Here is a 20897-nt window from a genome sequence, read left to right as displayed (position 1 = left end):
TTCCGGTGGCTTTTTGTCAGACTTATAATGCTGCGCAAATCTCGATTTCCGTTCCATCCGGATCTTCAATCAGGCATACGCGTGAACCCAGGTGCGTAAGGCTTTCCGGGCCATAGCGAATCGGTACGCCTTTCTCTTTCAAATACGCCGCCCATTCGTCTACATCATCGACGCGTATTGCAAGATGTCGGTAACCGAGATCGCTTTCCGCAACTTCTTTCTTTTCACTGGAGCCATGATAATCGAAAAGCTCAATCCGGGAATCTGCTCCCAGCTGTAGGTAGTAGATATCGTTATCCCCATTGTCAATCTTTTCCCGCAAAATCGGCAACTTCAGCAAATCATGGTAAAAATGAAGCGCTCTTTCCATATTACTGACATTAATTCCGATATGATCCGCTCCTTCTATTTTCATACTTAAAATACCACCCGTTCCTTGATTTCGGGAGATACCAAAACCTTAAAGAGGTTAGGATTAGTGCGCAGTTCCTTAAGCGCATCCTCCAGCTCTTCCAGCGGAACCACCATGGAAATCATCGGCTTCGGATCAATTCTCTTGTATTCGAGCAGGCGAATCGCATCGCCCCAGTCATTGCCAATCCCTGCGCACGAACCACTGACCTTCTTCTCTCCCAGAACAAAATCATAGGGTGCGAGCTGCATCAGATCGTCCGTCGCGCACACGCCGAACGCTTCCAGCTTTCCGCCGCGGCGAAGCATGGCGAACGCCTGTTCATATGTGCTGTGATGCCCGACCGCTTCAATTGCATAGTCTGCGCCAACGCCGCCCGTAAGCCTTTTCACTTCCGCGATCGGATCGTCCACCTCTTTGATATTGATCGTATAATCGATCCCCATCTCTTTGGCCATATTGAGGCGCAGCTCACTGTCACCCACCAGAATTACCGGTGCACAGCCGCGCAGCTTTGCTAACAGGGCATGCACGACTCCAAGACCGCAGCCAATCACAACGCAGGAAGAGCCAATCCTGGCATCCATCTTTTTACTTGCCTGCAGAGTCGCAGTAAGAGGCTCTACAAACGTTGCCGTATAATCGTCCATGCTGTCCGGAATATGATAGATATTTTTCCACGGTGCTTTTACATATTCGGTAAAGCCGCCGTCCGTATGGATACCAAGCTGCGTAAAGGATTCGCAGAGCAGCCCGTCGCCCCGGCGGCAGAAATAACAGGTTCCGCAGGTGAGGCAGATGTCCACCGCAACTCGATCACCTTTTTTGATTCCCTTCGCATTTTGGCCCACTTCTTCGATCACACCGAAAATCTCATGCCCTGTAATCAGCGGAAGCTGGTCTGCCGCATATTTCCCGGTATAGATGCTCCAGTCAGAACCGCAAATGCCGCAATATTTTACCTTGATCAGCACTTCATCATCATTGATTTCCGGAACCGGAACTTCCTTCAGAACCATATTGTTTGGTGATTCCACAACCTGTGCCTTCATCATTCTTGCCATTTCATTTTTCCTCCTGTTAAGTTTATTTCTCGCAGGGATTGTTGAATATCTTATCGCGTCTTCCCTCATACGGCGCCTTGATAATCAATGGCTTCAGGAAGGCCGATACCTTCTCCACTCCGTCTCCTACGCTCATCGTCACATCTTCATGCTCATAGCTCAGAACGTAATCATATCCCACCATCGACAGCTCCGTAATCACCTTCTTCCACGGCACGCTCCCCCAGCCAGGTATCCGGAACCGGAACGTACGGTCAAGCCTCTGCCAGTCCCCCTGCATCAGAATCCCTCCGTACTGGATGTTGTGCTCTACGATCTCCCCGTCCTTTGCGTGTACATGGAATATCCTGTCTCCCAGCTCGTCCACAAAGTTCTCGATCCGAAGCCCAAGGTAGATCAGGTTCGCCGGGTCCATATTGAACCCGAGGCACGGATGCCCGTCCACAAGCTCGATCGCCTTCTTCGCCGTGTGAATATCATAGATGAAGTTGTTCGGATGCGGCTCTACCGCAAACTTCACTCCATATTCCTTGAATTTGTCCAGGATCGGCGTGAAATACTTCACGAAATCCCTCTCCATCATTTCCCATCCCTGGGGGCACGGAAACGGAAAATACCTCCCCCAGTTCGTCACTCCCGTAAAGCCGTTTACCACCGGAACCCCCAGCGCGTTCGCCGCCTGCGCCGTCTTGATAAGGCTCTCCGTTCCGTACTTGATCTTTTCTTCCTTCGTTCCTTTGTACAGTCCGTCCGTATCCTCTCCCCACGGCCCCAGGATCAGCAGTGAGTCCGCATGGTTTGACAGCGCCGAGATCGTAATCCCATAACTCTCCAGCATCTTTTTCAGGGTTTCCGCGTTGTTCCCTTTCAGAATCTCGTCGCAGTCGAACTGCCCATTCCCTATGTACGCCGGAATCTCCATCATCTCATAACCATGCTCGCTCATGATCTTTGCCACTTCTTCAAGGCTCAGATGCGCATAGTTTGCCGCAAAGAATCCTAACTTCATTTCCTTACCTCCTGTTTATTTTCATATAGCTTACAAGTCCATTTTTTTCACACTACATTTTTGAAAATGTTGTTTTTAGTTGTTTTCTGTCTGTTTATGTTTCTATGATATACCAAAAGCCGCTCCAAGTCAACAGCAACAAGAGAAATATGCCATGAATTTTTTGATAGAATGTACGGACATTTTTCCGATTATTCCTTCGCGCATTTCCAATCGAAACAGCCGCTAAATTCATGTCTAAAACCGCCCCTTTTTTCCGCCCAAAATACAGCAAAGGCTGCGAAACATAGGTTGCCGCAGCCCTCGTGCATATCAAACTGAAAAATTTTTATTTATTTGCGCGCTTCCTTTACGGCTGCCACCATTTCCTTGGCAATCCGCGTAATGGATTCATAATCGCCGGTTTTCGCTCCCGCCGTCAGGTCTCCGCCTGCGCCGACTGCAACTGCGCCGGCGGCAATCCATTCACCCGCATTTGCGGCGTTCACACCACCCGTAGGCATAATACGCACCTGCGGCAGCGGCCCCTTAATGTTTTTAATCATCTTCGGACCCGCGAGGTTTCCGGGGAACAACTTCACGATATCCGCCCCTGCCTCCAGGCAGTCAACCGTTTCTTTAATCGTCATTGCGCCGGGCATGCACGCAACCTGGTAACGCAGGCACATTTTTACCGTATCCGCATTAAGGCAGGGGGCCACAATAAACTGAGCTCCGGCCAGAATTGCTGCGCGCGCCGTCTCCGGGTCGAGAACCGTACCCGCGCCGATCAGCACGTCTTTAGGATCATAGCGCTTCGCAAGTGCTTTGATAATATCCACGGCACCCGGTACCGTAAACGTTACTTCAATACCGATAATCCCGCCTGCAATGCACGCATCAATGATCTTCATAACTTCTTCTTCGCTGTTGCCGCGTACAACCGCCACAACTCCGCATTCTTCAAGTCTTCTCAGAACTTCTAATTTTTCCATATTATCCACCTGCTTATTTATTTAAGACATACGGGCAATTCTCGCCCGAAAGAACCGCGATCACATTATCGACCGCCATGCTTCCCATTCCGCTCACCGCTTCCGCCGTATGTGCGCCTGTATGGGGCGTGAAAATTACATTATCAAGTCCCTTCAAAGGAGACTCGATCAGCGGTTCCTGCTCAAACGCATCAAGACCAAGACCGCCGAGTTTGCCGCTCTTCACCGCATCCGCGGCAGCCTGTTCGTCAATAATTCCTCCGCGTGCCGTATTGATTACAACTGCGCCGTCTTTCATTTCTGCGATTTTTTCCGCGTCAATCATATGCCGTGTCGAATCATTGAGCGGTACATGCAGGGAAATGAAATCTGAAGTCGTAAGGACCTCGTCAAGGTCCATCCTGCCGATTCCGTTTTCCTTTGCAAACGCTTCGTCAAAATAAGGATCGTATGCATTGACCGTCATTCCGAACGCTTTTGCGCGTGTTGCGAGATTCTTTCCAATCGCACCCATGCCTACAATGCCAAGCGTCTTCCCGCGAAGCTCAATTCCCTGGCTTCGCGGCCATTCGCCTTTCTCAACCGCAGCATGCAGCTTGGGGATATTCCGCGCCGCACATAGCATCAATGCAAATGCAAGCTCGCACACCGCTACCGAGTTCGTACCCGGGGTATTGGTTACTTTAATCCCTTTTGCCGTTGCCGCAGGCATATCCACACGGTCAACACCCGCGCCATAACGCGAAATTACCTTCAAAGAGTCCGGCGCCTTGCTGAGCACGTCCGCAGTGATATAATCAAGGCCGGCTACATAACCGTCCACACCATCAAGGCGCTCCAGAATCTCTTCCGCCTGTAACGGCCGCCCGAGGTCATTGTAAACAACCTCGTCCGCAAACGCTTCCAGCTTCGCCTTTGCAGCAGCATTCTCCGGCTTCAGAAAGGAAGTGGGAGTTACCAATATCTTCATGCTCATTCACCCCACTTAGGATTCGGTACAGCTACCGCCTTGCCATCTTTTTCTACAACGAGATTCCTGTATCCCTTCGTTTCAATCGTGCCATAGTCGTGGCCCGCATCCCCACGGAATACGAAGAACGTCACCAGCGGTGTATCGCCGATATTGATGCTTCTGTGAGCATAACGCTTAGGGACATAAACAGCCTCGCCAGCCGTCATTTCCTGCAGCGACCAATCTCCCTCCGGACTTTCGAGCAGCATATAACCATGTCCGCTCAGACAATAATACACTTCCCCGGTATCGAGGATGGTATGGAAATGCCCCTTCGTCATGAAATATTCGTCGCCTACTTTTCCCGGATATGTGATGCTTGTGCCAAACGCAAGGTCGCCGGGAAGCTCGGGAGCGCCCATTTCATAGAACTCATATACAAGCGGATCATTTCCGCCTTCCAGCATTTTATCAAACGCTGCATCGTCCGCATACATTCCCTTCATTTGGGAAAGATAACGCTTTGTGCTTTCCGCTGTTTTAGAAAGACCGTTTATAAGGTCAAAGTCACACGTAAAACCACGTACCCAATCAAATTTTTCCGCATTACCCATTTTTAGTAACCTCCGAACGTCAGTGCCGCATATTCACGGTTCACTGGAGAATCCCCGCGCGCTCACAGCGCTGCCTGGGAGTAATCATTGATAAACAAGATTCCGCCGCCGGACCGGCGGCGGAATCCGATCCATTTTTAGTTTATCTCTGGTTGAATTTCGCAGCGATCTTATCAAGCTCATCCAGAACTTCGCCTTCGATCGGAATATCAAACACTTCCGAAATAACCTGAGTCCAGCCGTAAATAAAATATTTCCAGCCATCTTCCACATGGAGGTTCTTTTCCTTCTCCTGCGCTTCCGCCTGATGCATAAACAGAAGGTCTCCGCGGTAGTTGATCTCCCATACAAGACCATCCTGCGGGAACTGAGCCGCATCCGTAAGCGGGCTGCCCGGGCGGTCTTTCCCAAGGCCGGTCGCATTGATAATCAAAGACCCCTTGCCCATTTCTTCCATCACCTTATCATTCTGGCCCGGTTCGGGAGTCAGATAATAAGAGCACTTCACGCTGCCCGGATTGAGCGTTTTGTTGATCGCTTCAATCTCATCTAGCCTCGGCTTGGAGCGGTTGCCGATCACGATTTCCGACGGATAGTTCCCTGCGAATTCAGGGCGCATAAAGTAAGAGCACATGGAGATCGCGCTTCCGCCCGCACCCATGATAAACACACCCGCTTCCGGATGGTCTTTCCAATAATTTTTCGGAACAAACTCTTCCAGTGCAAGACCGCTCGAAATCGGGTCTTTCGCGTGTCCGCACAGCTTGTCTCCCCGCTTGGAGATAGACGACAGCTCGCCAAACTTCTGCGCATATGGATCAAGATATTCAAACATATCTTTTGTCGCGTTGTAGAGATCAATCTTGTGCGTCGTTACAAGCGCGCCATAGGACAGCGGATCATTTTTGATGAATTCAACGACTTTTCTGTATTTTTCAGGCTCGGCATGGATCTCGATATCGATTCCCTTCATGACCGTATCCTTCAGGCCAAGAGCTTTCGCCCATTCCGGGAACACCTTCATGATAGAAGATTTCCCTGTCGTTACCCCAATGAAGTACATTGTCGGTTGTGTTGCGGGTTCAAAGTTAAACATTTTCTTACACACTCCTTTTTTCTTATTCCTTACTTTATTTTCAATGCCTGCTGCGGATTTGCAACGAGCATCTTATGCATGGTTTGTTCCTCTACACCGCGGCCTTCCATAAACGGAATAAACGTTTTGAGGATAAAATCAAGCCCCATATCTGCGCCATAGCTGCGGAGGCGGGCATTTGTAGTATCCAGTCCCAACAAAAGCTGTGTATCAAAGCCTTCCTTGAGCATAAACTCAATCAGCTCGGCTTCCTGCGTATCGTCGTGGTATTTCAGCCTATGGATGGTGTCATATTCCATAAACGCGCCCGTTTGCGCACATTCTTTGTTATAGCCGAAGTCATACCGCGCACGGTCCAGATGGCACAGGATCAACTGATCCGTGCTAAGGCCCTTTTTCACAAAAAAATCCACAACATGCAGCGCATCCGCTTCCTGTTCGATGTGGACCATAACGGGAGCTCCTGTACTGAGCGCCGCGCCTGCGGCAGCTTCAAACAGTTTTTCATACGTTGCATCTGCGTGGATTCCATTTTTATCGATCGCCGTTTTAATCTGCCCTGCACGGCAGCCAAGGCGCTTTGCCCCATCCCGTTTGGATGAAAGCATACCGTCTTCGATTTCCCCGATATAAAGCCTCGTGATCTCGTCTGCATCTTTCTCGAAGATATAGCTGTTTTCGTAATAAAATACCGTCTTATGAAAGCCGGTGGACGCAATAATCTTAATACCGCTTTCCACCGAAGCCTTTTCGAGCAGCTCCGCCATACGTCCGCCGAGAACAGGCTGTGCATCGACTATCGCGCCGCCGCCTGCGGCGCGATAGTCGTTTAATTCAGCAAGAGATTTTTCGTAGTCGTCCATATACAGCACCGGGGTCACCTCGTAAGACTTATCCATCTCGAGGAAAATATGCTCATGGCATTGGCAATGCCCCAGCGTCTCTGGGGAAACATCCCCTGTTACGGTTCTTACAAAATCACTCATCTATACCCATTCCTTTATCCGAATGTTATTACATTCTTGAGTCCTTTTGCCGCTTTCGCATTATCAAACGCTACCAGGATATCCTTAATATCGTAGTGTCCCGTGATGATGCTCTTAATGTCGATCAGGCCTTCCGAAACAAAGTCAAGGGTCTGCCTGAACTGGCAAATGCTTGCACGTGTCGAACCCGTCAGGAACAATTCCTTATAATGCACGAGATTCGTATCAATCGGAACAGGCTGCTTTGACGCCGGTATGCCGCCGAAGAAATTTACGCGGCCGCCATAGTTCATAAGCGGAAGCATCGCCGCCTGTACAGCTGGCACCGGGCACGCTGTGATCGCCACGTCAAGGCCTTTCCCACGTGTCTGCTCTTTCACAAATCCCGGAAGATCTTCACCGCAATACGTCACGATTCCCGGAATGATCTTTTCGCATTCCGCAAGGCGTTCCGCCGACAGGTCATTCATCATAACCTTCGCCGCGCCCGCCATCTTGGCAAGCATCGCATGCATGATACCGATTGGCCCCGCGCCCACAACCAGAACATATTCACCTGGCTTGATATCGCATTTCAACGAACCGTTATATGCGCAGGAGAGCGGTTCGTTCACCGCCGCTTCTTCCGCGGTCACTCCCTCTGGCATCACCATCAGGTTCCCGTAGATAATTGCTTCCTTCGGAACTTTTACATATTCGGCAAACGCCCCGTCCATATTAATTCCGAATGCTCTATAATTATCGCACAAATGCGGTTGTCCTGCAACACATCTGTCGCAGATTCCGCAGCCGATATTCGGCGCAAGCGCTACTTTCATGCCTTTTTGATAGAATTTTACATTTTTTCCGACCTCAACGATCGTGCCGCCGAATTCATGACCGAGCACACGCGGATGCGCTTCATCCACTCCCGCATAGCCATTCTGCCACATACGGACATCCGTACCGCATACGGCCGCCGCGTCTACCTTCAACAGAATCTCATCTTCATTAATCGCAGGCACCGGAATATCATCCAGCCGGATATCATTCGGTCCATATAATCTCAATGCTAACATAGTTTTCCTCCTCAAAGCTCAATAATGCGCTTTTCCGCAATCGACTGGTTCCCGATCTCTACAATCTTTACCGCCATTTTTCCGTCGTGTCCCGTTACTTTCGGCTCCGTATCGTTCAGAATGCACTCCGCAAACCCAATGTCCTCTGCCAGATACGCATCCTTGAAGAGAGTCATCCAACTGTTGATATAGGGCGTGGAAATTCCGCTTTCCGGAGCTGCCACCGTATAGTTGCTTCCGTTTTCCTTCCCAATATGAATCACGCCCTTCGTGCCTACGACCTCCACCTTCGCATCGTAACCATATTGCACATACGCGGCGCCGTCGATGGAGTACTGGATTCCATTCTCGAATACGCCCGTCATTACAACGCTGTCGTAATAATCTGGATACTCCTCTGCAACTTCACGGTTCCGGTAATTTCCCGCAATCGCATAGACAGACTTAATTTCGCTCCCGGCAAGCCACCTTACACAGTCAATATCATGGCTGTTGAGTTCGGCAAGGACGCCGTTGCTCTTCTTGATATCATACATCCACGGCCGCGGTTTGCTGGGTCCGCGCGTATTGGAGCGAATCAGCACGACATCTCCGATTACGCCCGAATCAATCACTTCCTTCGCTTGGATAAAACTTGCGTCATGCCGCCTCATAAAGCCAATCTGCAACTTCACATTGTTCCTCTTTGCGGCTGCTTCCATCTCCTCGCATTCCCGGGAATCCATAGCCATTGGTTTTTCGCAAAAAATATGTTTTCCCGCGTTTGCGCAGTCAATCACGATATCTTTATGCAGATTGGTGGGTGAAACCACAACCACGGCGTCAATCTCGTCGTCTTTCAGTACTTCTTTATAGTCCGTATAATATTTTGTGATTTCCAGTTCTTCCGCAGCAGCTTTTGCCGCATCTTCCACAACATCGACAACTGCCGCCATATAAGCGCCGTTCACCTTGTTTTTAAAATTGTTTGCATGGATCATTCCCGCACGTCCTGCGCCGATCAGACAAATTCCAATTCTGCCGTTTTTCATAGTTTTCCTCCTCCGGAACGCTCAAAATCTGATATGGAATTTCAAATTTTTCATTACCTTTATTATACTGAATTTATTATCGTTTTGCAATAGTTTATTATCATTTATTTTCGCTTTTCATGAAAACAGTAGCGTTTTGTTTACATTTTAGCAATTTCAATCGTCACATCTTCGCGTTCCAAAAGTTCAACATATTCAGGGTCTACTCCGCTGTCGGTAATAATTAAATCAATCCCCTTAAGGTCGGCAAACTTCACAAAGGTCGACGTATCGAATTTAGCGCTGTCCACAAGCAAAATGACTTCATCACCCAATGATACCAGTTTCTCCTTGACATGCGCGGTATCAATATTGGGAGTCGAAATTCCCCGTTTCGCACTCACGCCGTTTGCCGCCAAAAAGGTTTTATCCACATTGAGGTCGGAAAGCGTATCGATCGCTTTCTGTCCGGCGGTGCAATGAAAATTCCTTCGTACCGCCCCTCCTGCCATAATAATGTTCGCCTTGCCATTGCGCTCGAGAAAAGCCGCAATCTGTAAATCGTTTGTCACAACCGTCAGGTTTTCGTACGTCACCAGCAGCTTGGCAAGCTCAAAGGTTGTAGTCCCCGTGTCAAGGGCAATCGTATCGCCCTCGTGCACATATTGTGCCGCACGTTTTGCAATCGCCTTTTTTTCGTTTACATGCTCTATTTCCTTTTGATAGGCGTTCGGCTCGTAATTGGCCTTGATATTGCTGATCGCGCCGCCATGCGTACGCTTCAAGAGGCCGGCCTCTTCAAGCTCACGCAGGTCATTGCGGATCGTCGCCGGGGAAACGGAGAACTCCTCGCACAAATTATTTACTGTCGTTTTGATATTCTTATTTACCAAATCGACAATCATATGCTTGCGTTCTTCCGCAAACATACCGTCTTCACCACTTTTGTTCAATACTCCCTCCTCCTTTCCTATCCTTCAATCTCATATACGCCGCTCTTGTAAACCGGCTCCAGGGCGCTGATTACATTCAGATACTGCTCCGCATATTTTTGGTATTTCTCATGATTTTCCATATTCGGCTGGAAAGCGGCTCCCTCCTTGCCAAGGTTTTTCATCGGCTCCTTGTAGTCGCTGAACACGCCTGCTCCGCAACCTGCAATAATCGCGCTTCCGGCAAGCGCCGTTTCGCCCTGTTCATAAGCTACTACAGGAATTCCTAAAACATCTGCTTTAATCTGGTTGAAAAGAGGGCTCTTGGAACCGCCGCCCGTTGTATACAGCTTTTCAAATTTTGTGCTCTGATGCTCCTTTTTCAGAATACTGAAATAATATGCATATTCATAGGCAATTCCCTCCATGACAGCCCGATACATATGTCCCCTGCCATGCTTCCAGTCGAGGCCGATAAAGCTTCCCTTTACATAAGGATTGTTAGGCAGAACGCGCCCGCAGAAATGAGGAACAAATAATATCCCTTCGCTTCCGGCAGGAAGGTCTTTTGCCTCCGCCATCAGCTCATCATAGGAAGCGGCGGGTTTTCCAGTAAATTCATCCCGGAACCATCTTATACACAGGCCGCCTCCGTTGATATACGCAAGCGGATGCCACAGGTCTTCGACCGGAGAAGGCATCTGTACCAGCGTTTCAAATTCCGTATCAGGATGGTATTCATCAGACGCACAGCAGAGTACCGAGGCCGTCCCCGCCGTATCCATCAACATACCCGCTTCTATGATTCCAGAGCCAAAGGCCCCCGCAGCAGTATCTCCAGCACCGACTACAACTGGAATTCCTTCTACCAGGCCGCTCTGCTTCGCAAATTCCGCTGTCGTCGTCCCGGCGATCTCAAATGAGGACGCGATCCGTGCCATCTTCTCTTTTGCTACCCCAAAGAGATCAAGCAGTTCCTCCGACCATTCCTTTTTCAGGTTGTCGCCAAAATTAGAGAAATGAATACAAGTATGTGTAAAGGTTGCCTCTTCTCCCCTCAGACCACATATTTTCCCCACGACGTATCCGCTTGGAAGCACAAATTTTGCTGTTTTTGCATAAGCTTCCGGCTGTTCATTTTTCCACCATAATATTTTAGGCCCATGCGTATAAGAAGCCGGTCCGCCGCAGATTTCAATGATCCGCTTGCCCGCCCGCTCCTGCATTTCATGCATATATTTTCCGCAGCGCATATCAAGCCATGAATCGTAATATGTGGAAGCCTCTCCGTCAGCACTCACACCCATAATTCCGGCAGACTGGCTGTCGATTCCAATGGAACATACATCCGACGGCGCTATCTGAGACTTTTCCATAACTTCCTTTATAGTTCGTACGCAGGAACCATAGATTTCATCGGCCTCCTGCCATACCACCCCCGGTTTAGGGCTAATCAGGTTAGATACTTCAAATGCGTCCGCCACCATATTCATATTCGTATCAAAAAGAATACATTTCGTCCCCTGAGTCCCGATATCCAAAGAAATAATATACTGCATGATAAATCCCCCTGTTTCATTTTCACATGATTTATGTTTTTATTTGCGATTGTTTATTTTCGTTTGTTATCATTATAATGCTTCTGCAGAAGCGTGTCAATATAAAAGAAAATTTCCTCTGTTTTTCCCATATTAGATATTGTAAGGGCCTTTCGGCATAAAAAAGACTCCCGCCCGCCAAACTGGCGGACAGGAGTCTTACTCTGTTTTTAAAGCATGAAATTTTATTAATCTTTTTTCTTATGCTGTAGCAATACTGCGCCAATGATAATCGCGCCTTTTACCGCATTGACCAGATATACGTTCATGCCGACGATCGTCAGGATATTGTTGATAACACCAAGAATGATAACGCCGAACAGAACGCCAATCATATGGCCCTTGCCACCCTCCATCGCGATACCGCCGACAACCGCCATAGCGATTGCATTCAGCTCGTAGCCATTACCGGAAGATGCGGAGTTGATGGAATTCATTCTCGAGGCTTCGATGATCGTTGCGATTGCAACAGTGAGGCCCATCAGCACAAACGCCATAATCTTAACCTTATCCGTATCGATACCGGACAGTCTGGTTGCCTGCTCGTTAGAGCCGACCGCATAGATTCTCCGGCCGAGCACCGTATACTTGGAAATGTAGAAACAGACAAAGAAAACAACCGCAAAGTAGATCAGCGGCAGCGGGAAGACTCCACCGATTTCATAGTTTGAAATCTGCAGGAAATTATCTACCTCGCCGGAAATCCCACGGGCATCCAGAATAAATATCGCCAGAGAACGGTAAATGTACTGCATACCTAAGGTAACGATGAACGAAGGAACACGTCCCTTTGTTATGATCGCGCCTACGCCCGCAGACAATGCGCAGCTGAACAATACCGCCACGATCAGTGCAATAACGATATTTCCCGTCGCATTCAGCACAGACAAAAGGACGATACCAACAACAACGAGCTGCGTACCGACCGATAAGTCGATGTTTCCCGTGATAATGACAAACGCCATACCAAAGGCGATAATTCCAAGTACCGTATTGTTACGGAATATATTGATAAAGTTTTGCCCGTTCATGAACGTCGAACCGCCAAGAATCGTAGCAACGATAATCAGTCCAACGGCTACCAGGATAATGGAATATTCTCTGACAAATTTATGCCACCCGGTATTCTTTTTTAGCTCTTTTACTTCTTCAGACATTATTTTGCCCCCTCTCAATCTAATACACCGCCGGTAGAGAGTATCATAATGGCTTCTTCCGAGAGCTCGCTGCGACGCAGTTCTCCCTTAAGCACGCCATGATACATAACCAATACACGGTCGCAAATTTTTAGGATTTCCTGTGCTTCACCCGAAGTGACAATGATTCCCATCCCGGCTTTTGCAAGTTCCATAATAATTCCATAAATCTCATTCTTAGCGCCGACGTCAACACCCTGTGTCGGGTTTGACAGGATCATAATATCAGGATTCGCGGTCAACCATTTTGCAAGTACTACCTTCTGCTGATTTCCGCCGGAAAGGCTTGTAATCAGATTGGCAAGATTGTCCACCTTTATATTTAGTTTTTCTTTATATTCCAGAGCAACTTTGCTTTCCTTGGTGTGCGAAAGGGACAATCCGTTTTTATACTGATCCAGCGTAACGATCGTCATATTCTGCATAACCGTCAGATCTTTTATGATTGCATTTTCTTTCCGGTTGGAAGGAAGCATTCCAATGCCTGCTTTTTTCGCTTTCGCAGGATGATTATACTTTACAACTTTCCCGTTTTTCTCAATAGTTCCGCTGTTAAAAGGCATATCGCCAAACAAACCGCGTACCAATTCGTCTTTGCCGTCCCCAAGCAATCCGGTGATACCGAGGATTTCTCCCGCATGCAGGTCGAAGCTTACATGCTCAACGTGCCTGTCGATGCATAAGTCGTCCGCCTTCAGGATAACCTCTCCGATTTCATGGGGCTTATATACCTCAACATCCATAACGCTTTTGCCAACCATCATTCTGGCAATATCGGCCTGTTTTGCAAGCTCTCCGTTTTCTTCCCTGATTGGGTGGGTTCCTACCATTTCGCCATTGCGCAGCACGGTATAATAATCGCAGAACTCTACAACTTCCCCCAATTTGTGCGAAATAAAGATAATGGTAACGCCATGCTCCTCGATCAGGTTGCGCATGATCGCAAATACGTTTTCTACCTCAGGCTGCGTCAGTGATGTCGTAGGCTCATCCATGATGATAAGCTTGGCGTCCATCAGGATCGATTTTGCGATCTCTACAATCTGCTTGTAGGACGCCTGCAGATCGCCCATCATTGCGCGTGGGTTTATATCAACGTGCATACGCTCGAAAACTTCTTTTGTCTTGTCGATCATCGTGCTTGCATCCATCGCCCCGCTTTTTTTGCGCAGCTCATGGCCCAGGAACATATTCTCGTATACGAACAAGTCGTTTACAACATTTAATTCCTGGTGAATGAACGCAACCCTGTTCTTCTGGGCTTCTGCCGGGCTGTTGATTTTTACCTGGTTTCCGAATAATTCGATGCTACCGCTGTCCATGGAAATGACTCCGCCCAAGATATTCATCAGTGTTGTTTTTCCGGCACCATTCTCGCCAAGCAGCGCATGGATTTTTCCTGTTTCAACATTGAAATCAACACCCTTAAGCACAGGAACACCGCCGAAACCTTTATGGATATCATTCATTTTCAGTGCATATTCCATTTACGCATGTCTCCTCGTTCATGGTCTGGCAATTCTCTCTCATCACTGCCAGTTACAAAAATCCTCTTGAAATAATCCAACGGGGTCATATGGCCCCGTTGGATATTTCCTCATAGTGTCACAATCCTCTTTACAAAGCCAAGGCTTAGTAAGGAGCGTCCTCCGTGATGTTGTTGTCTTTCAGATACTGCTCAACGTTTTCGCGGTCAACGCTTGTGGTCGGGATGATGAGTTCTTTCTCAACTTCCTTACCAGCGATCAGGTCAGCAGCAACCTGTACTGCATCCGCCATCATGTAAGGAGCATACGTCTGAGAAGAAGCCCAGATGTCCGGATAATCATCGAACAGGTCGAAGTATGTCTTCGCGCCGCCGCCACCGGTGATAACTTTGATGTCCGTACGGCCATTTTCTTTAATAGCCTGCAGGATACCCTGGGACATTTCATCGTCGGAAGAATAGATCGCATCGATTTCCGGATGCTTGGTCAGCACGTCCGTCATAACCGTCAGAACCGTCTCGGGAGCGCCATTGTCGGAAGCGTATTCGCCAAGGATTTCAAGTTCCGGATGCTCAGCCGCAACGGATTTGAAGCCGTCGACACGTTCTTTGAAGATCTCGCCATAAGCCGGGATGTTCATGATAACAACTTTGCCGCCTTCCGGTCCAAGCTTGTCAACGATGTATTCGCCGCCTGCAACACCCATGCCCGGGTTGTCACCAGCTACATAATAGTCAGGCTGCACGTCGCCAAGAGTACGGTCGAAGTCGATCAGCGTAATACCAGCATCGAGAACTTTCTGAGCAGCAACTGCCAGTTCGTCGTTCTCAGGCATCATAACGATGTACTCGCAGCCCATCTGGATCAGCTCGTCGATCTTGTTTGCCTGATCGTTTACGCTGTCGGACGCAACCAGTACGTAGTTGAGGCCGAGCTCTTCAGCTTTCTGCTTTGCAGACCACTGAACTGCCGCAACCCAACCCGTCGGGTTGTTCGGTACCGAAATACCTACGAGCGGACCTTCGCCATCTGCCGCCGGTTCAGATGCTTCCGTGGACGCTTCGGCAGAAGCTTCTGTGGATGCTTCCGTGGACGCTTCCGCCGAAGGCGTTGCAGCCGGAGCCGCACAGCCTACGAACATGGCCACTGCCAGAACGACGCAGACCACAAGAATCAAAGACTTTTTCATGTTTTGTTTCCTCCTACTTAGTTCTTAGAATATCTCAAACGGCTTATGCCATATTGAGCAAGAAGTGTTAGGGCGGTTCTCACCCTGTTAAAATGTATTATACTTCACGAGCATACATTTTTCAACATTTATTTTTTATTTGTTATTAAAAGTTTATTGTTTTCTCTTCTTTTTCGAAACCCTTCGCTAGCATATATTGTTATTTGATACCATTTTGTTATCTTTTCGTAAAACCTCATAAAAAAATCAGGATTTTCTGTATTAAAATCGTAACACTCCTGTATTCGACATACCCCAAACCCTGATGATTATCTTTTGCTCTCTAAATATAATCAGTTTTTGCAGATTTGTCAATACCAAATCCACAGCCGGATACGCGCTTTTGCATGTAATACCTGTTTAATATGGTAAAACCGCTCCTCTGGAATAGCGCAAGGAACGGTTTTGGTGCCGAAGACCGGGATCGAACCGGTACGGGGGTTAAATCCCGCAGGATTTTAAGTCCTGTGCGTCTGCCAATTCCGCCACTTCGGCATAAAAACAAATATCAATTTGACCCATATATTTTACCATAAATGCCGGTGTAATACAATATGGTCCGTCATGATTTTTGCATTCCGTGCTGCAACTTAGATTATGCCCCGGGAGGCCGTCGTCCAGACCCCCCGGAGCTGCTGTAATTATTTTGAATCAGGTATGATTTTGGGTTAATTTCCCTTTTTCCTTTCGCACGTTAACCAGTACGTTCGTGTAATACTTATTGTAGGTGCAGCAACCAATGTGCTCCTGCCTGATTAATAGCTCGAGGCAGTTGTCGCACAGCGTGCAGAAATGAATATCTTTCTCGTTGCCGTCCGCAAGCTTTTTAGGCAGCAGCGGATCAGCAAAGGACTGCCGGCCAAGGCCGATCATATCGACGATGCCTCTCTCGATATTATGCGAACCAACCTTGAACATCGTGTTGTCTTTCGGATCGATCATCTGCAAGTTCTTGTTGCCATTGCCCCATACGGAATAGTTGGAACCAATCAGGACAGTCTCCGGTTTAAGAACCTTCTTGAATTCCTTCTGGAAATACGGATGCAGGTAGGCAATATAGGGATAGTTCTTTTCTGCCTGCGTAAGTGTAACCGTAATAGACGGGCTGCCTGCGGACTGAACGATATACTGCGCTCCACGCTCTTCAAGGCCTTTAATCAGATCGAGCGGCTCTGTCAGGTCAAGAATCGGAGAATCCGGGCCTTCCGTTCCGAATCCGCCCGGGAAGCCTTCCCATGCGGAGATTTTGGAACCGATCAGGAAGTTCTTATCATTGACTTCCTTCGCAATCCTCTCGTACAGGTCAAAAGCAAAGCGTCTTCTGTTCTCCCAGCTTCCGCCGTATTTCCACTTGCGGCTGTTGAACGGACGCAGAATTTGCGAACCAAGGTAACCATGGCACAGCTTCATATCAATGCCATCCGCACCAACGTCATGAGCAATCTTCGCCGCCAGAACGAAATCGTCAATGATTTTATCCACTTCTTCTTCCGAAAGCAGGTCTCCGCCATAGCTATAGGAAGGCATAACAGTAACCCTGCGCGAGAACTTCGGATTGCTCAGTTCTCCCGAATGCGTCAATTGGAATACGATCAGCGGATCTTTGTTTACCTCCTTCAGCTTTTTCATAAAATTCGTGAGTGCCGGAACATTTTTTTCCATAATCATCAGTTGAGCCAGTCTTGAACGGCTTTCCTGCGTAATGGAAATTGCCTCTAAATCGATTAGCCCCCATCCGCCTTTATACAGGTTCTCATATCTCTGATAGGTGAGATCGGTCGGATTGCCGTCCGCATCCGCGTCCGTACATTCCATCGCTTGTACAAAAAATCTGTTTTTGCACTCTCTTGTCCCGATCTTAATCGGATCAAGCAGGGTTTCCTTGTAACTCATTTCACTATCCTCCTAAAAATTTTCTAATATACTTAGCTTATTTAATAGACTTATTTCTCGCAGGGATTGTTGAATATCTTATCGCGTCTTCCCTCATACGGCGCCTTGATAATCAATGGCTTCAGGAAGGCCGATACCTTCTCCACTCCGTCTCCTACGCTCATCGTCACATCTTCATGCTCATAGCTCAGAACGTAATCATATCCCACCATCGACAGCTCCGTAATCACCTTCTTCCACGGCACGCTCCCCCAGCCAGGTATCCGGAACCGGAACGTACGGTCAAGCCTCTGCCAGTCCCCCTGCATCAGAATCCCTCCGTACTGGATGTTGTGCTCTACGATCTCCCCGTCCTTTGCGTGTACATGGAATATCCTGTCTCCCAGCTCGTCCACAAAGTTCTCGATCCGAAGCCCAAGGTAGATCAGGTTCGCCGGGTCCATATTGAACCCGAGGCACGGATGCCCGTCCACAAGCTCGATCGCCTTCTTCGCCGTGTGAATATCATAGATGAAGTTGTTCGGATGCGGCTCTACCGCAAACTTCACTCCATATTCCTTGAATTTGTCCAGGATCGGCGTGAAATACTTCACGAAATCCCTCTCCATCATTTCCCATCCCTGGGGGCACGGAAACGGAAAATACCTCCCCCAGTTCGTCACTCCCGTAAAGCCGTTTACCACCGGAACCCCCAGCGCGTTCGCCGCCTGCGCCGTCTTGATAAGGCTCTCCGTTCCGTACTTGATCTTTTCTTCCTTCGTTCCTTTGTACAGTCCGTCCGTATCCTCTCCCCACGGCCCCAGGATCAGCAGTGAGTCCGCATGGTTTGACAGCGCCGAGATCGTAATCCCATAACTCTCCAGCATCTTTTTCAGGGTTTCCGCATTGTTCCCTTTCAGAATCTCGTCGCAGTCGAACTGCCCATTCCCTATGTACGCCGGAATCTCCATCATCTCATAACCATGCTCGCTCATGATCTTTGCCACTTCTTCAAGGCTCAGATGCGCATAGTTTGCCGCAAAGAATCCTAACTTCATTTCCTTACCTCCGCATTTTTTATTTTATTTAAATTATTTATCATTCACGCTCTTCGCAATGAAAAATATCCATAATTACATTGTCCGATTGCAGCATCTCCTGATAACGGGGCTCTAGGCGCTTATCTGTAATCAGAACGTCGCATGCGTCGATCCCGGTAAGCTTCACCGGGCCGTTTTTTTCAAATTTAGTATGATCCACGATACAAAACGTTTTTTGGCTTACCTGCATCATATTTTTTTTGAACGCCGCTTCATTCATACTGCAATCCGAAAGCCCATACTCCAGTGAAATCCCATAACACGAAATAAATGCCTTTGACGGAATAAATTCGGTATGCATATATTCGGCAATCGATCCTGAAAGATACATTTTCTCCCGGTGCAGCACTCCTCCGCTGCTGATAACGGTAACCTGGTTTTCAAGCGTCGACGCAAGCTGCAGCACATCTACGGAATTGGTGAGCAGGGTTACGCTATATTCCGGATTAATAAAACGAATCAGGTTTAAAAGAGTGGTGCTGTTGTCGACAAAAATCGTATCTCCTTCTTCGATGAACTGTGCAGCCTTTTTGCACAGCTTTACCTTTTCTTTATAATGTTGCTTTATTCTAAGCGAATGCAGCGTGTCGGCTTCCTTTTTCTCCGCAAGCACAGCCCCTCCATGGGTTCGCTGCAAGACTCCCTGCATTTCCAGTTCTTTCAAATCGCGGCGTATCGTTTCCGGCACAACGCTCAGCATCTGCGCAAGCTCGCTCACTTCCGCCTGCCCCCTGGCTTCCAGAAGATCAATAATTTTACTTTTGCGCTCTACTGCCAGCATTTTGCACCTCCTGTCTTCCATGATACGATCATCTATTCTTGTTTGGAATTGTTGATTTTAGTTGTTTTCTGTTTGTTTAATGCTATAGTACAACAAAAAGCCACATTCGTCAACTATTATTTTGAAATATTTCAGGAATAATCACAACATATTTTGCCAATTCCTTAAATGTTTTCATTTTCTGAATAAAAATGCCAGCATCAGCCGCTTCGTACGGCTTTCGAGCAAAAAAATATCGCAACTCACAAATGTAAGTTGCGATATCCGGTACCGCTTTAGCGGCTGGAGGCGCCACCCAGATTTGAACTGGGGGTAAGGGCTTTGCAGGCCCCTGCCTTACCACTTGGCTATGGCGCCATTTGGAGCGGAAGACGAGATTCGAACTCGCGACATTCGCCTTGGCAAGGCGACGCTCTACCACTGAGCCACTCCCGCTTATGTTCCCTCCGGGCCCGGAAGCCCGGAAAGGGATTCTATGGCGACCTGGAAGAGACTCGAACTCTCGACCTCTAGCGTGACAGGCTAGCGTTCTAACCAACTGAACTACCAGGCCATAGAAATAAATTAGCAAGAATTGAATGGTGGGAGTAACAGGGCTCGAACCTGTGACCCTCTGCTTGTAAGGCAGATGCTCTCCCAGCTGAGCTATACTCCCACACATCACATACGCACCGAATTCACAGCGCGTTTATTATTTTATTATAAACTCACGTCCCTGTCAAGCCTTCATGAAACTTTTTTTAAAGTTTTGTCCAGGCCATCCTTCCGATTATTCCTCCCCTTCTTCGCCATCGTCTTCATAATAAAGCTGCTGAAAAATCGCCCACAGTTCGTCCAGCTCCTTTTCCGTTTCAATAGGCAAATATACATCCCCTTCATCGTCCTCCCTGATCCGCATAATCAAAACTTCGCCCACGTCAAACTCTTCCATTTTCTCAATGGGCGTAAAGGCGACATAAAAATCTTCATCCACTTCAAAAGTAAGCAGATGCTCGAACTTCATTACATTCCCGTCTTCGTCCTGCATTTCAATCAAGTTCATTTCTTCTTCGTTCATTGTTCTCCTCCTTATAAGCTGTCCATATAACCTTGCAAAATATATACGGCGGCAATTTTGTCCACGACCGCCTTTCGTTTTTTCCGGCTCATATCAGCTTCCAGCAATGTCCGATGGGCGCTTTTAGTTGTCAGCCGTTCATCCCAGTAAACAAGCTTTCTGCCGCAGGCGGCTTTCAATTTTTCGGCAAAATCCTGAACCTTTTCCGCCTGTTCGCCTAACGTTCCATTCATGTTTTTAGGAAGTCCCACCACAAGGGTATCTACATCCCGACAGTCCATAAGTTCGCAAAAATAACGAATATCCGCTTCTTCATCCCGGCGCGTATAGGTTTCAATCCCCTGCGCGGTAATCATCAATAAATCGGAAAGCGCCACGCCGATACGTACATCTCCTACGTCTAATCCTAAAACCCTGCCCACTCAATTCTCCTTATATATACAAAAAATCACGCCTGCCAGTTTCTGATTC

The 20897-nt window shown here is 48.1% G+C and carries 20 protein-coding genes and 5 tRNA genes; all 25 read right to left on the bottom strand.

Annotated features, from left to right (window positions below):
- Positions 1–22 precede the first annotated feature (22 nt).
- The 25 genes from B1H56_RS03085 to ruvX all read right to left on the bottom strand — a co-directional run bounded on the left by B1H56_RS03085 (position 23) and on the right by ruvX (position 20848).
- Positions 23–415: a VOC family protein gene (locus B1H56_RS03085; RefSeq protein ID WP_066519152.1), complete on the bottom strand. Its 393-nt coding sequence runs from the start codon at positions 413–415 to the stop codon at positions 23–25.
- A gap of 2 nt (positions 416–417) precedes the next feature.
- Complete coding sequence (locus tag B1H56_RS03080) at positions 418–1476, bottom strand: zinc-dependent alcohol dehydrogenase (protein ID WP_066519154.1); 1059 nt, start codon at positions 1474–1476, stop codon at positions 418–420.
- Between the two features lie 22 nt (positions 1477–1498).
- Positions 1499–2485 (bottom strand): sugar phosphate isomerase/epimerase family protein, encoded by a 987-nt coding sequence (locus B1H56_RS03075; protein WP_066739982.1) that lies wholly within the window; start codon positions 2483–2485, stop codon positions 1499–1501.
- A gap of 332 nt (positions 2486–2817) precedes the next feature.
- Complete coding sequence (locus B1H56_RS03070; protein ID WP_066523639.1) at positions 2818–3459, bottom strand: bifunctional 2-keto-4-hydroxyglutarate aldolase/2-keto-3-deoxy-6-phosphogluconate aldolase; 642 nt, start codon at positions 3457–3459, stop codon at positions 2818–2820.
- A gap of 13 nt (positions 3460–3472) precedes the next feature.
- Positions 3473–4429, bottom strand: coding sequence for a phosphoglycerate dehydrogenase (locus tag B1H56_RS03065; protein ID WP_066739634.1), 957 nt, complete (start codon positions 4427–4429; stop codon positions 3473–3475).
- 2 nt (positions 4430–4431) lie between these two features.
- Positions 4432–5025 carry a glucose-6-phosphate isomerase gene (locus tag B1H56_RS03060; RefSeq protein WP_066523641.1) on the bottom strand — a complete coding sequence of 198 codons (594 nt, stop codon included), beginning with the start codon at positions 5023–5025 and terminating at the stop codon, positions 4432–4434.
- A 142-nt stretch (positions 5026–5167) separates the two neighbouring features.
- Complete coding sequence (locus B1H56_RS03055) at positions 5168–6121, bottom strand: shikimate dehydrogenase family protein (RefSeq protein WP_066523642.1); 954 nt, start codon at positions 6119–6121, stop codon at positions 5168–5170.
- Between the two features lie 29 nt (positions 6122–6150).
- Positions 6151–7107, bottom strand: coding sequence for a phosphotriesterase family protein (locus tag B1H56_RS03050; RefSeq protein WP_066523644.1), 957 nt, complete (start codon positions 7105–7107; stop codon positions 6151–6153).
- Between the two features lie 14 nt (positions 7108–7121).
- Entirely contained in the window at positions 7122–8165 is a 1044-nt protein-coding gene (locus B1H56_RS03045) for an alcohol dehydrogenase catalytic domain-containing protein (RefSeq protein WP_066523646.1), read from the bottom strand.
- An 11-nt stretch (positions 8166–8176) separates the two neighbouring features.
- Positions 8177–9196 (bottom strand): Gfo/Idh/MocA family oxidoreductase, encoded by a 1020-nt coding sequence (locus tag B1H56_RS03040; protein WP_066523648.1) that lies wholly within the window; start codon positions 9194–9196, stop codon positions 8177–8179.
- A gap of 140 nt (positions 9197–9336) precedes the next feature.
- Positions 9337–10128 (bottom strand): DeoR/GlpR family DNA-binding transcription regulator, encoded by a 792-nt coding sequence (locus B1H56_RS03035; RefSeq protein ID WP_242861985.1) that lies wholly within the window; start codon positions 10126–10128, stop codon positions 9337–9339.
- A 17-nt stretch (positions 10129–10145) separates the two neighbouring features.
- Positions 10146–11666, bottom strand: coding sequence for a xylulokinase (locus tag B1H56_RS03030; RefSeq protein ID WP_066739632.1), 1521 nt, complete (start codon positions 11664–11666; stop codon positions 10146–10148).
- Positions 11667–11893: 227 nt separating this feature from the next.
- Positions 11894–12862, bottom strand: a complete 969-nt coding sequence (locus tag B1H56_RS03025; RefSeq protein ID WP_066523654.1) for an ABC transporter permease — start codon at positions 12860–12862, stop codon at positions 11894–11896.
- Between the two features lie 14 nt (positions 12863–12876).
- Positions 12877–14388, bottom strand: a complete 1512-nt coding sequence (locus tag B1H56_RS03020; protein WP_066523656.1) for a sugar ABC transporter ATP-binding protein — start codon at positions 14386–14388, stop codon at positions 12877–12879.
- Positions 14389–14533: 145 nt separating this feature from the next.
- Positions 14534–15577, bottom strand: a complete 1044-nt coding sequence (locus B1H56_RS03015; RefSeq protein ID WP_066523658.1) for a substrate-binding domain-containing protein — start codon at positions 15575–15577, stop codon at positions 14534–14536.
- 445 nt (positions 15578–16022) lie between these two features.
- Positions 16023–16111, bottom strand: a tRNA-Leu gene (locus tag B1H56_RS03010).
- A gap of 156 nt (positions 16112–16267) precedes the next feature.
- Positions 16268–17509, bottom strand: a complete 1242-nt coding sequence (locus B1H56_RS03005) for an oxidoreductase (protein WP_066523660.1) — start codon at positions 17507–17509, stop codon at positions 16268–16270.
- A gap of 50 nt (positions 17510–17559) precedes the next feature.
- A complete protein-coding gene (locus B1H56_RS03000; protein ID WP_066739982.1) occupies positions 17560–18546 on the bottom strand; it encodes a sugar phosphate isomerase/epimerase family protein in 987 nt (328 codons plus the stop codon).
- Positions 18547–18586: 40 nt separating this feature from the next.
- A complete protein-coding gene (locus B1H56_RS02995) occupies positions 18587–19369 on the bottom strand; it encodes a DeoR/GlpR family DNA-binding transcription regulator (RefSeq protein WP_066521278.1) in 783 nt (260 codons plus the stop codon).
- A 283-nt stretch (positions 19370–19652) separates the two neighbouring features.
- Positions 19653–19726, bottom strand: a tRNA-Cys gene (locus B1H56_RS02990).
- 3 nt (positions 19727–19729) lie between these two features.
- Positions 19730–19804: transfer RNA gene (locus tag B1H56_RS02985), tRNA-Gly, on the bottom strand.
- A 41-nt stretch (positions 19805–19845) separates the two neighbouring features.
- Positions 19846–19922, bottom strand: a tRNA-Asp gene (locus B1H56_RS02980).
- A gap of 26 nt (positions 19923–19948) precedes the next feature.
- Positions 19949–20024 (bottom strand) — tRNA-Val (locus B1H56_RS02975).
- 114 nt (positions 20025–20138) lie between these two features.
- Positions 20139–20426: a DUF1292 domain-containing protein gene (locus tag B1H56_RS02970; protein ID WP_066521285.1), complete on the bottom strand. Its 288-nt coding sequence runs from the start codon at positions 20424–20426 to the stop codon at positions 20139–20141.
- Positions 20427–20437: 11 nt separating this feature from the next.
- Entirely contained in the window at positions 20438–20848 is a 411-nt protein-coding gene (gene ruvX, locus B1H56_RS02965) for a Holliday junction resolvase RuvX (RefSeq protein ID WP_066521287.1), read from the bottom strand.
- Between the last annotated feature and the right edge of the window lie 49 nt (positions 20849–20897).

This window comes from Christensenella minuta (assembly GCF_003628755.1).
In the GTDB taxonomy this organism is placed as follows: Bacteria; Bacillota; Clostridia; order Christensenellales; family Christensenellaceae; genus Christensenella; species Christensenella minuta.
Note: the sequence above shows the minus strand (reverse complement) of the source record. Positions and strands in the feature narration are given on the sequence as shown.